Source organism: uncultured Pseudacidovorax sp. (genome assembly GCF_913773995.1).
Lineage (GTDB): Bacteria > Pseudomonadota > Gammaproteobacteria > Burkholderiales > Burkholderiaceae_C > Xenophilus.
This window is the reverse complement of record NZ_CAJYES010000011.1, coordinates 57,125-70,528: the sequence shown is the minus strand read 5'-3', so window position 1 is coordinate 70,528 and position 13,404 is coordinate 57,125. Positions and strand designations below refer to the sequence as shown.

Annotated in this window: 12 protein-coding genes; 7 read left to right on the top strand and 5 right to left on the bottom strand. The window is 68.6% G+C overall.

All coding sequences use genetic code 11. From position 1 onward, the window contains the following. On the bottom strand, positions 1–2,336 hold a 2,336-nt coding region (locus QZ772_RS01135; RefSeq protein WP_295522210.1), incomplete at its 3' end, for an FAD-dependent oxidoreductase. 107 nt (positions 2,337–2,443) lie between these two features. Between QZ772_RS01135 and QZ772_RS01130 the strand changes: the two genes are divergently transcribed. From QZ772_RS01130 to QZ772_RS01110, 5 genes are all read left to right on the top strand, one after another. Further along, positions 2,444–3,340: a dihydrodipicolinate synthase family protein gene (locus QZ772_RS01130; RefSeq protein WP_295522208.1), complete on the top strand. Its 897-nt coding sequence runs from the start codon at positions 2,444–2,446 to the stop codon at positions 3,338–3,340. A 64-nt stretch (positions 3,341–3,404) separates the two neighbouring features. Next, on the top strand, positions 3,405–4,229 hold the full coding sequence (locus QZ772_RS01125) for an ABC transporter substrate-binding protein (protein WP_295522206.1): 825 nt from the start codon (positions 3,405–3,407) through the stop codon (positions 4,227–4,229). An 86-nt stretch (positions 4,230–4,315) separates the two neighbouring features. Then, positions 4,316–5,047 (top strand): amino acid ABC transporter permease, encoded by a 732-nt coding sequence (locus tag QZ772_RS01120; RefSeq protein ID WP_295522204.1) that lies wholly within the window; start codon positions 4,316–4,318, stop codon positions 5,045–5,047. 24 nt (positions 5,048–5,071) lie between these two features. Then, positions 5,072–6,526, top strand: coding sequence for a dihydropyrimidinase (hydA, locus tag QZ772_RS01115; RefSeq protein WP_295522202.1), 1,455 nt, complete (start codon positions 5,072–5,074; stop codon positions 6,524–6,526). Between the two features lie 113 nt (positions 6,527–6,639). After that, complete coding sequence (locus tag QZ772_RS01110; protein ID WP_295522199.1) at positions 6,640–7,326, top strand: GntR family transcriptional regulator; 687 nt, start codon at positions 6,640–6,642, stop codon at positions 7,324–7,326. Positions 7,327–7,349: 23 nt separating this feature from the next. Here QZ772_RS01110 and QZ772_RS01105 read toward each other — a convergent pair whose 3' ends face one another. From QZ772_RS01105 to QZ772_RS01090, 4 genes are read right to left on the bottom strand one after another with little or no spacing between them, the layout of a single operon-like run. Further along, positions 7,350–8,630: a TRAP transporter large permease subunit gene (locus QZ772_RS01105; RefSeq protein WP_295522198.1), complete on the bottom strand. Its 1,281-nt coding sequence runs from the start codon at positions 8,628–8,630 to the stop codon at positions 7,350–7,352. Continuing rightward, entirely contained in the window at positions 8,627–9,214 is a 588-nt protein-coding gene (locus QZ772_RS01100) for a TRAP transporter small permease (RefSeq protein WP_295522196.1), read from the bottom strand. Before QZ772_RS01100 ends, QZ772_RS01105 begins: the two co-directional genes overlap by 4 nt. A gap of 55 nt (positions 9,215–9,269) precedes the next feature. After that, a complete protein-coding gene (locus tag QZ772_RS01095; RefSeq protein ID WP_114803217.1) occupies positions 9,270–9,713 on the bottom strand; it encodes a type II 3-dehydroquinate dehydratase in 444 nt (147 codons plus the stop codon). 26 nt (positions 9,714–9,739) lie between these two features. Then, entirely contained in the window at positions 9,740–10,744 is a 1,005-nt protein-coding gene (locus QZ772_RS01090) for a TRAP transporter substrate-binding protein (RefSeq protein WP_295522193.1), read from the bottom strand. Between the two features lie 166 nt (positions 10,745–10,910). On the opposite strand from QZ772_RS01090, the gene QZ772_RS01085 reads away from it, so the two are divergent. Both QZ772_RS01085 and QZ772_RS01080 read left to right on the top strand, forming a co-directional pair. Further along, positions 10,911–11,693, top strand: coding sequence for an IclR family transcriptional regulator (locus QZ772_RS01085; RefSeq protein ID WP_295522190.1), 783 nt, complete (start codon positions 10,911–10,913; stop codon positions 11,691–11,693). 603 nt (positions 11,694–12,296) lie between these two features. Then, positions 12,297–13,382 (top strand): ThuA domain-containing protein, encoded by a 1,086-nt coding sequence (locus tag QZ772_RS01080; RefSeq protein WP_295522188.1) that lies wholly within the window; start codon positions 12,297–12,299, stop codon positions 13,380–13,382. Positions 13,383–13,404 lie beyond the last annotated feature (22 nt).

The window sequence follows — 13,404 nt, the reverse complement described above, 5'->3', positions numbered from 1 at the left end:
CAGCCGCGCACGAAGCGCGCGCCGTGCGTCTGGGCCCGGGCGGCCAGCGCATAGGTGGCGCGCAGCGGGTTGATCTTGCCTTCCATGGGGCACAGCTCCGCGCCCAGCAGGCCCTCGGACAGGGCAGGGGAGAGCCGCCGCAGTTCGTTGCCGTCGATCACATGCGCCTCGATGCCGTGCTGGCGCTCCAGCGCGGCCTTGGCCTCGATGAAGCGCATGCCGGCTTCGCTGTCCGCCACCATCAGGCCGCCGGTGATCTTGATCTCCAGGTCCTCGCCGCAGTCCTGCTCGATCTCCTGCCACAGCCGCACGGACAGTGGCCCCAGCGGCAGCGTGGCAGCGGCGGGCCCACCACCGGCCTGCGCCTTGGCGCCGAAGTCGAAGCTGAGCAGCTGCACATGCAGGCTGCCGGCGTTGGCGCCCGAGGCCTGGAGGTTGAGTTCGTCGCGGTCGAGCACCAGCACATCCTGGCCCGCCTGCGACAGATAGTAGGCAAGCGAGGAACCGAGCACGCCGGCACCGATGACCACCACATCGGCCTGCATGTCGGGCAGCGGTGCGGTATCGACGGGCCGGGCCAGGTTGGGCGTGATGGCCGGCTTGTGGCCGCCCCATTCGGGCTTCTCGAAGCCCAATGCACCGGCTGGCACCGGCTTGGCCGGCGGACGCGGGGCCAGGTACTGCTCGGGTGCCACGGCGCGGCCGGTCATCTCGGTCACCAGTCTGGCTGCGGTGACGGCGCAGTAGCGGCCCTGGCAGCGGCCCATGCCGAGCCGCGTGTTGCGCTTGATCGCGGCCAGCGAGTCGCGGCCAGCGCGGATCTGCGCGCGCACGTCGCCGAAGCGGATCTCTTCGCAGCGGCACAGCACGGTGTCGTCGGGCACGGCGGCCAGCGAAATCGGCGGTGCCTGGTAGAGCGTCCACAGCGCGCGCTGGAAGGCCTCGGCGCGATGCAGGTCGGCAAGGGTGCTTGCCTCAGGCGCACCCTTGCGTCCGAGGGCACGCGCCGCTGCGGCGCCAGCCAGCGTGCCGCGGGCCAGCGCCATCCGCGCGCCGCCCAGGTCGGCGCCGTCGCCCACCACGTAGACGCCAGGGATGGACGTGGCGCCGTCCTCGGCCGTCGTCGTGGCGAGATGGCCCAGGTGCCGGCCAGCCGCATGGTGCGCGCAGCCCAGCATGCGGGCCAGCTCCGTCGACGGGATGAAGCCGTAGCCCAGGCACAGCGTGTCCACGTCGAAGGCGGTGGTCTGCGTCGGCGCGGCATGCTCGGCGATCACCACGCGGCGCACACGCTGCTCGCCCTCGGCCGCGACCACATGCCGACCCCACAGCACAGGTACGCCGGCACGGCGCAGCAGGCGCAGGCAGCGGGCGCCCTGCCAGACCAGGTCGGGCGCCGCACGCAGGGCCGCCAGGGCGGGCTTGATCTGCGCGGCGGAAGGCGCCAGCGCGGACTCCACCACGGCCAGCACCTTGGCGCCGCCTTGCAGCAGTTCCACTGCCAGCTGCAGATTGAGCGGACCGTTGCCGGCGACGAGCACCCGCTCGCCCGGCGCGACGCGATAGGCGCGGGCCAGGGTTTGCGCGGCGCCGGTCGTCATCACGCCGGGCAGCGTCCAACCCGGAAAGGGCACGGGCCGCTCGTAGGCGCCCGGGGCGATCACCAGCTGGCGGCAGCGGACCACGGTCGCCCGGCCGTCGATGAGGGCGCCGACTTCCTGGGCCGAGAACGCCGCCCAGACGTGGGCGCCCTGTTCGAAGCGGACGCCGGCCGCCTCGGCCTCCCGGCGCAAGGTCTCGCCCTGGGCGAACTGCCGGTCCAGCGGGGCGTCGCTGCGGTGCGAGGGCGCCAGCGGCTTGAAGTACTGGCCGCCGGCCTGCGGTCTCTCGTCCAGCACCAGCACCGAGAGTCCGGTGCGCGCGGCCGTGCGCGCGGCGGCCAGGCCAGCCGGGCCCGCGCCGACGACAAGCACGTCGACCGTGCGCTCCTCGGGTGCCGCGTCGGCGGCGGGCGTCAAGGGCTGAAGGGGATCGTCCAGCGTGCCGGCCGGCATCTGCGAACGGATGTCCTGGCCGTCCTCGACCTTGGCCAGGCAGGCCCGCTGGCTGGCCCTGCCGTCGATGGTGACCAGGCAGTCCTGGCAGGCGCCCATGCCGCAATAGAGCCCCCGGCGCTCGCCGCTGCGGGTATGGCGTAGCGCCACATGGCCTGCCGCAGTGAGCGCGGCCGCCACCGTTTCCCCTTCGATGGCGGCCACCGACTGTCCGTCGTAATGGATGCGGATGGCGCGCCCGGCCGTGGCGACAGAGGGATGGCGAAGGCGAAGGTCGGTCATCGGCGCGAAAAAGAACGGCTGCGAAATCGTGTTGATTTCACATATCGTATACGTATACTGCACGTATACCAACCGTATCGCGACCCTTTTTCGAGCAAGGACCGGGCATGACAGCGTTCCGTGGCACCTATACGGTGCTCATCACCCCTCTCACCGCCGACGGCAAGCATGTGGACGTGCCGGCCCTGAAGAAGCTGGTGAACTGGCAGATCGAGCAGGGGATCCACGGGCTGATCCCGCTGGGCAGCACTGGCGAATTCCTGTCTCTGGATGCCGAGGAACGCAATCTGGTGATCGAGACCTGCGTGTCCACGGCAGCAAAACGCGTGCCCGTGCTGATCGGCACCGGCGCGGAGTGGACCGACGAATGCGTGCGCCTGTCGCGCGAGGCGCAGACCATGGGCGCGGACGGCGTCATGATCATTCCGCCCTTCTACAGCACGCCCACCGACGACGAGCTGTTCGCGCACTACCGCAAGGTGGGCGAGGCCATCGACATCCCCATCATGGTCTACAACAACCCGGCCACGGCCAATGTGGACCTCAAGCCCGAACTGGTGGCACGCCTGTCGCACATCGACGCCTGCCAGTACATCAAGGAGTCCACGCTCGAAGTGACCCGGGTGCGGGACATCATCGAGCTGTGCGGTGACCGCATGACCGTGTTCGCCGGCATCCTGGGCTACGAGTCCTTCTGGCTGGGCGCACAGGGCTGGGTGGCCGTGTGCTCCAACCTCATTCCGAAGGACTCGGCCCGCCTCTTCGAGCTGGTGGCCGACGAGCGCGACATGGAATCGGCCCTGGCGCTCTACAAGAAGATCCTGCCCATCGTGCGCTGGGTCGGCGGCCACCGCTATGTCGCTGCATCCAAGGACGGCCTGGCCATGATGGGCCTGCCCGTGGGCCAGCCCCGTGCGCCGCGACTGCCGCTGCCGCCCGAGGACCAGGCCGACCTGCGCGCCGAACTCGACCGCCTCGGCCTGCTCGACTCCATCGCGGCCTGAGCGCCGCCCGCCATTCCCCCATCTCCCCATTCCCTTCACTTCGACCTGCCCCCGAGGACTTCCCATGAAACTGCGCTTCGCCTCCGTCGCCGCCGCGGCCCTGCTGGCCACCGGCCTCGCTTCCGCCCAGACCTGCAAGTCGCCCGTGCCCGATTCGGCGCTGGTGAAGAAGGGCACGCTGACCATGTCGGTCAACCCCACGCTGCCGCCCATGCAGTTCGTGGACCAGAGCGGCGCGCTCAAGGGCATGCGCGTGGAGCTGGGCGAGGCCATCGCCAAGCGCCTGTGCCTGACGCCCGAGTACGTGCGCATCGAGTTCTCGGCCATGATCCCGGGCCTGCAGGCCGGCCGCTGGGACCTGATCAACACCGGCATCTTCTACACTGAGGAGCGCGCCAAGCTGATGCAGATGCTCCAGTACGAGGACCAGGCCATCAGCATCAGCACCGCCAAGGGCAACCCGCTGAAGATCGCCAAGCCCGAAGACCTGTCGGGCAAGACCATCGGCGTGGAGATCGGCGGCTTCGAGGAGCGCAAGGCGCGCGAGCTGGACAAGCAGCTCACCGACAAGGGCCTCAAGGGCATGACCATCCGCACCTTCGAGAACTTCGCCATGGCCTTCCAGGCGCTGCGCGCAGGCCAGGTCGAAGTGGCGCTGTCGATCGACTCCACGGGGGCCGAGTACCAGAAGCGCGGCGACTTCGACCGCGTGCTGTCGGGCCTGTTCCCCACGCCCGTGGCGCTGGCCACCAAGAACAAGGAGCTGGCCAATGCCGTGGCCAAGGTGCTCAACGACATGAAGGCCGACGGCAGCTTCCAGAAACTGTTCGACCAGTACGGCGTGAAGCCCATCGACGGCACCGTGGTCGTCAAGGGACCGGCCGCCTGACAGGGCAGGGTGCCCGTCCCACGCCGGGACGGGCCTGACACGCACCCCCGACGGGGGTGCCATCGAAGCGACACGAAGGACGCCACATGGGCCAAGGCTGGAGCTGGTCGGGATTCGCCGACTACTTGTTCAACCCCTACATCCTCCAGGGTGCGGTAACGACCCTGTGGCTGACGCTGGCCGCCATTGCCGGTGGCCTGCTCGTGGGCTGCGCCCTGGCACTGGCGCGGCTGTCGCGCCACCGCTGGCTTTCGGCGCCGGCGCACTTCTACATCTGGGTGTTCCGTGGCACGCCACTCCTGGTGCAGCTCATCATCATCTACACCGGCCTGCCGCAGATGGGCCTGAAGCTCTCGGTGATCGAGTCGGCGCTGCTGGGCCTGATCCTCAACGAGGCGGCCTACCTGGCCGAGATCGTGCGCGGCGGCATCCAGTCCATCCCAGCCGGTCAGACCAATGCCGCGCGGGCGATGGGCTTCACCGGCGCACAGACCATGCGCTACGTGGTGCTGCCACAGGCCATGCGGCTGATCATTCCGACACTGGGCAACAGCATCAACGGCCTGCTCAAGACCACCTCCGTCACCTCGGTCATCTCCATGGAAGAGCTGCTGCGCCGCACGCAGGTGCTGATCCAGGAGAAGTTCATGGTGCTGGAGCTGTTTCTCGTCGCGGCCATCTACTACCTGCTCATGACGACGGCGTGGGACCTGATCCAGCGCCGCATCGAGCGCCACTTCGGCCGCGCCTACGGACACGGTGCCGAATCCAAGTCGCATGGTCCGGTGCCCGGCGAAGCCGTGCTCGAGCAGCGCTGAAGCACAGACCTGCATCGCCCCACCATGGCCCACTACGACCTCATCGTCCGCAACGCGGACATCGCCACCGTCGGCGACCGCTACAGCGCCGACATCGGCGTGAAGAACGGCCGCATCAGCGCCATCGCGCAGGACCTCGAAGGCAGCGCCACGCGCGAGCTGGACGCCGCCGGCCGCCTGGTCACGCCGGGCGGCGTGGACGGCCACTGCCATTTCGACCAGCCCACCAGCGACGGTTCGAAGTTCGCCGACGACTTCGAGACCGGCACACGCTCCGCCGCCTGCGGCGGCACGACCACCGTGCTGCCCTTCGCCTTGCAGCAGCGTGGCCACAGCATCCAGGCCGCGGTGGACGACTACCACCGCCGCGCCGAGGGCAAGGCCTGCATCGACTACGCCTTCCACCTCATCGTGGCCGACGCCACCAAGGACGTGACGCAGCGCGAGCTGCCGCAGCTGATCGAGAAGGGCTACACCTCCTTCAAGATCTACATGACCTACGACGACCTGAAGCTGGGCGACCGCCAGATCATCGAGGTCCTGGCCACGGCCCGCCGCCACGGTGCGATGACCATGATCCATGCGGAGAACAGCGACTGCATCGCCTGGCTCACCGAACAGCTGCTGGACGCCGGCCTCACCGCGCCGCGCTACCACGCCGCCTCGCGGCCCATGGCGGTGGAGCGCGAGGCCACGCACCGCGCCATCGCGCTGGCCGAGCTGATCGACACGCCCATCCTGATCGTCCATGTCTCGGGCCGCGAGGCGGTGGAGCAGATCCACTGGGCCCGCGGTCGCGGCCTGCCCATCCATGCCGAGACCTGCCCGCAGTACCTCTTCCTCAGCGCCGAGGACCTGGGCATCGACGAGAACGACCCGATGCACGGCGCCCGCTGCATCTGCAGCCCGCCGCCGCGCGACAAGGCCAACCAGCAGTTCATCTGGAACGGCCTTTCCAGCGGGCTGTTCACCATCGTCTCGTCCGACCACGCGCCCTTCAACATGAACGGGCCCGACGGCAAGCGCGTGGCCGGCGACGATGCCTCCTTCGACCGCATTCCCAACGGCATCCCGGGCGTGGAGACGCGCCTGCCGCTGCTGATGAGCGAAGGCGTGATGACCGGGCGCATCGACATCCACCGCTTCGTGGAACTGACCGCCACCAACCCAGCGCGCCTGTATGGCCTGTACCCGCGCAAGGGCACCATCGCGGTCGGCGGCGACGCCGACCTCGTGATCTGGGACCAGTTCGGGCCGGGCGAAGAGATCACGATACGCAACGACATGCTCCACCATGCGGCCGACTACACGCCCTACGAAGGCATGAAGCTGCGGGCTTGGCCCGCGACCACGGTCTCCCGTGGCCGGCTCGTGTGGCACGACGGCCGCTTCGATGCGGCCCCGGGCTCGGGGCTCTTCCTGCCCTGCCTGCGGCCACGCGCGCCCCGCGACGGCAATCCGCTGGAAAAATGGCTCTGAGTGCCCGCCCCACCGTTGCGACGGGCGCATCCATCGCAGGCGCAGCCTGCGGCGCCCCGCTCGCGAACCTGTCGGCCTGCTAAGCTTTTGCCCTTCGCGCCACGCCGTTCCGCATGCCCACCCTGCCCAGCCCCGCCCAGCCGGCCACCATCACGATCGCGCCGCTCGAGGTGCGCTCGACCAGCCTGGCCGAGCAGGCCTACGACCGGCTTCGCACGCTCATCCTCGACCGCAAGATCTCGGGTGGCAGCCCGCTGCAGGAAGGCCGGCTGGCCGAAGAGCTGGGCATCTCCCGAACGCCCATGCGCGAGGCGCTGGTGCGCCTGGCCGGCGAGGGCCTGCTGGTGCGGCGCGACGCGCGCTCATATGCGGTGCGGGCCCTGGGGACCAAGGAGTATTTCGACTGCATGCGCGCCCGTGAGGTGATCGAGGGCGAAGCTATCGCGCTGGCCGCGCCGCGCATCTCCGATGAGGAACTCGACGCGCTCGAGGCTGAAGTGCGTGCCCTGCATGAGGGGGAACACGACGAGACGGCCCACTGGCATTTCGACGACAAGCTGCACCTGTTCCTGGCCGGGGCCAGCGGCAACGTTGTGTTCCCGCGCCTGGTGGAGGAGCTGCGGGTCAATGCGCGGCTCTTCCGCCTGCACAGCCCGCTGCACCGCCAGCGCGAGAACCATGACGAGCATGGCCGCATCCTGGAGGCGTTGCGCAGCCGCGACGCGGACCGCGCACGCGAGGCCATGCGCGCGCACCTGCGCAGCCTGCAGGAAGACGTGCGCCGCGCGATCCTGGACTGAGTGGACCGGCCGGCCAACCGACGCTAGCCGCCGAACCAGCGTGCCGGCACCGTCACCAGCGACGGGAACAGCACCATCACGAACATGATGGCGAACTCCGCCGCCATGAAGGGCAGCACACCGCGCGTGACCTCGTCCATCTTCATGCGCCCCACGCCCGCCACCACGTTCAGCACCACGCCCACCGGCGGCGTGATCAGGCCGATGGAGTTGTTGATGATGAACATCACGCCGAAGTAGACCGGGTCGATGCCCGCCTTGATCACCACCGGCATCAGCACCGGCGTGAGGATCAGGATGGTCGGCGTCATGTCCAGCGCGGTGCCGACCACCATCACCAGCACCATGATGCCGATCATCAGCAGCACCTTGTTGCCCATGAAAGGCTCCAGCAGACCCACCACCTTCGAAGGCAGATCGGCCACGGTGATGAGCCAGGCGCTGACCATGGCCGCCGCGATCAGGAACATCACCACCGCACTGGTCTTGGCCGCCGCCACGAACACGTCGCGCAGTTGCCAGAAGTTCAGCTCGCGATAGACGAAGGTCGCCACGGCAAAGGCGTACACCGCGGCCACGACCGCCGCCTCGGTCGGTGTGAACACACCCATGCGCAGGCCCACCAGGATGATCACCGGCAGCAGCAGCGCCCAGCCGGCCTCGCGCGCGGCCGCCAGGATCTCACGGCGGCTCTTGCGCGGCGGCGGCTCGACCCTCTCGCGCCGCACCACCCAGGCCCAGGTGATCCACAGCGCGCCGCCGATCATCAGCCCCGGCGCGATGGCCGCGAGGAAGAGCTTGGAGATCGACACGTTGGCCGCCACGCCGAAGATCACCAGCCCGATGCTGGGCGGGATCACCGGACCGATGATGCCGGTGGCTGCGATCAGCCCGCCTGCGCGCGCCTTGTCGTGGCCAGCCGCCGTCATCATCGGCAGCAGCAGCGCCGTCAGCGCTGCCGCGTCGGCCACGGCCGAGCCCGACAGGGCCGACAGCAGGCACCCGGCCATGATGGTCACGTAGCCCAGACCGCCGCGCACATGGCCCACCAACGCCAGCGCCAGGTTGACGATGCGCTTGGACAGGCCGCCCACGTTCATGATCTCGCCGGCCAGCATGAAGAAGGGCACGGCCAGCAGCGGAAAGCTGTCGGCGCCGCCGATGAGGTTCTGCGTGAGGATCTGCGCGTCGAACAGGTCCAGCTGCCACATCAGGGCGACACCGCTGGCCAGCAGCGCGAAGGAGATCGGCATGCCGATGGCCATGGCCAGCAGCAGCGATCCGATGAACACGGTCAGCGTCATGGCCGGCCCTCCGAGGAATGTGGGTTCCGATCCGCCTGCGATGCCTGGGCCTGGCCGAGCACCTGCGCCAGCGCCGCGGCCTCTTCCGACTCCTGCACGGCGACGAGCTCGTCGTCACGCAGGCGGCCAGTGAGCAGACGCCCCAGGTCGATCAGCAGCAGCAGCCCGCCGCCGATGGCGAACACGATGCCCACGCTGTAGACGATGGCCATGGACAGGCCGGTGACCGGCGCCTCCACGTCCCAGTTGATGCGCGTCTGCGCGATGCTGCCCTGCAGAAGCAGCCACAGCATGTAGAGCATCAGCAGCTGACTCAGCAGCAGGCACAGCTTCTTGCCGGCGGGCGGCAGGCGGCCGACGACCATGTCCACGCCCAGGTGGGCGCGCTCGTGCAGCGCCACCAGCGCGCCGAGGAAGGTCATCCAGATGAAGAGCCAACGCGAGACTTCCTCGGACAGCAGGATGCCCGAGTTGAAGCCGTAGCGCAGCACGACGTTGCCGAACACGAGCACGACCATCACGGCCAGCATGAGCGCAACCAGGTTCTCCACCGCACGACACGCGCGGTCGATCCAGCGATTCATGATGAGGATCTCCCGGGGCGCGCCGCAGCGGGCGCGCTCCTGTGGAGGCCGGGCGTCAGCGCCGGGCCTCGCGCACGATCTCGACCAGCCCGCGCAGCGCCGCCAGGTAGGACTGCGGACCCAGGCCCTGGATCGTGCCGCGCACGGCGGGCGAGATGATGGAATGCGCGCGCCAGCTCTCGCGGGCGGCAATGTTGGACATGTGCACTTCCAGCACCGGGAAGGGCATGGCCTTGATCGCATCGTGCAGCGGCACGCCATGCTGCGTCAGGCCGGCAGGGTTGACCAGCGCGCCGTCGGCGCTGTCGATGTGCTCGTGCAGGAAGTCGATCAACGCGCCTTCGTGGTTGGACTGCAGCGTGTGGACCTGCACGCCCAGCTCTTCCGCCAGGGCGGCGATGCGCGCATTGATCTCCGCCAGCGTGGTGGTGCCGTAGATGTGCGGCTCGCGGCGGCCGAACAGGTTGAGGTTGGGTCCGTGCAGGACGAGGATGTTCATGGAAGCGCTCATGCGGGTTGCGGAAATCACTGCTTGCGGATGCGGGCCAGCTCGTCCTTGTAGAGCTTGACCATCGCGGGGTCGTACTGCGCGGCGAACTTGTCGATCACCGGCTGGGCGATCTGGCGCATGCGGGCCTGCTGGTCGGCAGCGAGCTCGTTGAACTGCGCGCCCTTGGCTTGCAGCTCGCCCAGTGCCTTTTGCGCAGCGGCGCGGCTGACCTGCCGCTGGTAGGCGCGCGACTCGTCGGCAGCCTCACGCATCCACTTCTGCTCCTGGGGCGTGAGCTGGTCCCAGAACTTCTTGCTCACCAGCACGATGTTGGCGGCGTACACATGGTTGGTGGCGCTGACGAACTTCTGCACCTCATAGAACTTGTTGGACAGGATCACCGAGAAGGGGTTTTCCTGGCCGTCCACGGCCTTGGACTCGAGGGCGCCGTAGAGCTCGGCGAAAGGCATGGGCACGGGGTTGGCCTTGAAGGCCTTGAAGGTGTCCAAGAACACCGGGTTCGGGATCACGCGGATCTTCAGGCCCTCCAGGTCTTCCGGCTTGGTGATGGGCTGGCGGCTGTTGGTCACGTTACGGAAGCCCAGGTCCCAATAGCCCAGCGCCACCAGACCCTTCTCGGGCAGCTTGGCGATCAGCGCCTGACCCAGCGGACCGTCCAGCAGGGCGTCTGCCTGCTCGAAGGTGGCCACCGAGAAGGGGAAGTCGACCAGGCCGAACTCCTTGACGATGCCGGCGAGCGAGGTGGTGGCCGGCGCCGACATCTGCTGCACGCCGCCCTGCAGCGCGGCCTGCTGCTGCATCTCGTTGCCCAGCTGGTTGGACGGGTACTCCTGCACCTTCATCTTGCCGCCACTCTTGGCAGACAGCAGTTCGGCGAAGCGCTTGACGCCGAAGCTCACGGGATGGTCGGGGTTGTTGAGGTGGCCGAAGCGGATGGTGCGCTCCTGCTGGGCCAGGACAGGCAGGGCGAACGCGGCGGCGAGGCCCGCGGCGACAAAGGCTCGGACGAATTTCTTCAAGGTTGTCTCCATGAGGGTTGGACGGTGGCCGGCCATTCGGACCCGCCAGGCGGCGCGATCATAAGCACATGTGGAAAGAATTTCCACAATGAAAATCTATTCGGTGCTTTGGTACAGTGGCGCCCGTCCAAGAAATCGCCGACCTGTGTCGGCCGGGAGTCGAAACATGAGTGGTGTGATGGAACGCAGCTTCAAGGTGCTCGAATACCTTGCCGACCACCCTCAGGGTTGCGCGCTGTCGGTGCTCGCGAGCGAGCTGCAGTTGCCGCTGTCGGCCACCCATCGCATCCTGTCGGATCTGGTGCGTTGCGGCCATGTGCGCCAGGACGAGCGCGACGGCCACTACCAGATCACCATCAAGCTGGCCGCCCTGGGCCTGGCCTTCCTCAGCCGCTCCGGCGTCGTGGACGTGGCGCAGCCGCTGCTGGAGCGGCTGGCCCAGACCTCGGGCGAGCTGGTGCGGCTGGCCGTGGTCGATGGCGAGGAGCTGACCTTCGTCGCCAAGGCGCAAGGCGCCACGCGCGGCCTGCGCTATGACCCGGACATGGGCCTGTCGGTGGAGCTGTCGTGCAGCGCGGCCGGCCATGCGTGGCTCTCGACGCTGAGCGACGACGAGGCGCTGGCCATCGTGGCGCGGCGCGGGCTGGGCAGCCCTAAGGACTTCGGCCCCAAGGCGCCCACCTCGATCAAGGCCGTGATGACCTATGTGAAGGCCGCGCGCCAGCGGGGCTTCAGCATGATCAACGAGGTGTTCGCACCCGGCATGACGGCCATGGCTGCGGCCGTGGCCGGGCCGGACACCAAGGCCATCGGCGTCATCACCATCGCTGGGCCGGCCGTGCGCCTGACGCCGCAGCGCATGGAAGAGCTGGGTCCTGCGCTGCTGGAGACCGCACAGGACGTCTCACGCGCCAGCGGCGCCTCGCCGCTGTTCCGCCGCCGGGCCTGAGCCACCGGCCCGCGGCAGGCAAGGCGCACGCGGACCGTATTCCCTGCGCTTCCGCGCGGCTCCGCGCCCTTTCGTCGCTCCTCTGCTCCTGCTGGTCGCTTGCGTGCGCACGGCTGCGGCATCGATCGATGTCGCCCCTCCCTGATGCATTCACTGCGCCGCGCGATGCGCGTGCCAGGTACGTGCGCCTGCGCCGTGCGCAAGCATCGCATCCATTCGCTGCCAGCGCCAAGCAGTGACCGAGCTTCAAATCGGAACAACATTTTTTCTTGGAAAACTTTTCCTGTTTGATTACGATGCAGAAAAAGCCGGGAAGCATCAAGAGAACAGGAGACATGCGTGAACGCAGCCAGATGGCCGCGTCGAGGGCGCCTGCGCCTTCGTACGACGGACCCTAACCCCCCCGCCATCCATGTGTCCGGCGCGCCGCGTGCGCGCGGCGCGTCCTCCCTTCGCAGACCCAAGCGCCGCGCCTGAGGCGCGGGCCGGTCGTCGCGTCCTTTTTCCGATCCGCCGAGTTCGCCACCCGGGCGCCGATGCGCCCCGGCCGGGTGCGCCCGCGCACGCCCCGGCCTTTCTTCTCACCACACTCAGGAGACCACCTTGATCCTCTTCCAGACCCACCTCTTGCGCGCCGCCATGGCGGCGTGCCTCGGCCTGGCGCTCGCCGCCTGTGGCGGCGGCAACGGCGGCAACGACAACGCAGCCGCTGCGGCACTGGTCGCCGCGACCTCGGCGAGCAACCGAGCCGCCGGCAACAACACCCCGCCCGCCACGACACCGCCGACGACCACCGCCCCCACCGACCCGGCGCCCACCGAGCCCAAGGACGACAGCTTCGACACCTACTACAACGTGTGCCGTGGCACCAATCCCAAGTGCTATCACGACTGGGGCGCCTTCGCCTCGACGCCCGACCGCGTGCTGATCTATTCGCGTACCGCCGGTCCGCGCCATGCCAACCTGGGCACACCGATGGCCGCGGGCCTGAATCCGACGCTCAACCCCGACAACCTCATGCAGATCGGCCTCATCCGCATGCTCAAGGCCGAGGGCATCACCGCCGACTGGACGGAGGACGTGTCGATCCTGTCCGGCCGCATCAACAACTACAAGGCGGTGATCTTCGCCAGCCCGAACCGCGACACGCTGTGGAACGACGCGGTCACCACCAGCAAGGACGCGGCCCGCACCGCGCTGCGCAACTACATGCGGCGTGGCGGCGGCTTCGTGGGTCTGCACAACGCCTTCGGCGCCGAGTACACCTGGCCCTACTACGAAGGCCTGCTGGGCAATGCCAACTTCTACAACCACGGCCCCAACCGCGCCGGCGACGTCCTGATCGTGGCCGATGATCCCTCCACCAAGGACCTGCCCAAGCGCTTCTCCTTCCAGGACGAGTGGTACAACCTCGAGCCCTTTCCGACGAACGTGAAGTTCCTCGCGACTGTGGACACCTCCACGCTCAAGCCCTTGACGGCCGCGCCGCATCCGGGCCATGAAGGCTTCCATCCCGTGGCCTGGTGCCAGTACTACGACGGCGGCCGCGCCTGGGTCACCTCGCTGGGCCACAACGGCGACTCCTTCGCCGAGAACTACTCCGGCGTGGGCTCGGAGTTCTTCCAGAAGCTGATCGTGCAGGGCGTGAAGTCGGCCATGGGCCTGACGCCCTTCTGCACCACGCCCTGACCGGTCCCGCGCGGCCAGCACC

Bases quoted from the DNA above. Each gene is read 5' to 3' on its own strand.
- QZ772_RS01085 (WP_295522190.1), top strand. From the start codon at position 10,911: ATGAGTGGTGTGATGGAACGCAGCTTCAAGGTGCTCGAATACCTTGCC.
- QZ772_RS01095 (WP_114803217.1), bottom strand. From the start codon at position 9,713: ATGAACATCCTCGTCCTGCACGGACCCAACCTCAACCTGTTCGGCCGC.
- QZ772_RS01100 (WP_295522196.1), bottom strand. From the start codon at position 9,214: ATGAATCGCTGGATCGACCGCGCGTGTCGTGCGGTGGAGAACCTGGTT.
- QZ772_RS01130 (WP_295522208.1), top strand. From the start codon at position 2,444: ATGACAGCGTTCCGTGGCACCTATACGGTGCTCATCACCCCTCTCACC.
- QZ772_RS01110 (WP_295522199.1), top strand. From the start codon at position 6,640: ATGCCCACCCTGCCCAGCCCCGCCCAGCCGGCCACCATCACGATCGCG.
- hydA (WP_295522202.1), top strand. From the start codon at position 5,072: ATGGCCCACTACGACCTCATCGTCCGCAACGCGGACATCGCCACCGTC.
- QZ772_RS01105 (WP_295522198.1), bottom strand. From the start codon at position 8,630: ATGACGCTGACCGTGTTCATCGGATCGCTGCTGCTGGCCATGGCCATC.
- QZ772_RS01125 (WP_295522206.1), top strand. From the start codon at position 3,405: ATGAAACTGCGCTTCGCCTCCGTCGCCGCCGCGGCCCTGCTGGCCACC.
- QZ772_RS01120 (WP_295522204.1), top strand. From the start codon at position 4,316: ATGGGCCAAGGCTGGAGCTGGTCGGGATTCGCCGACTACTTGTTCAAC.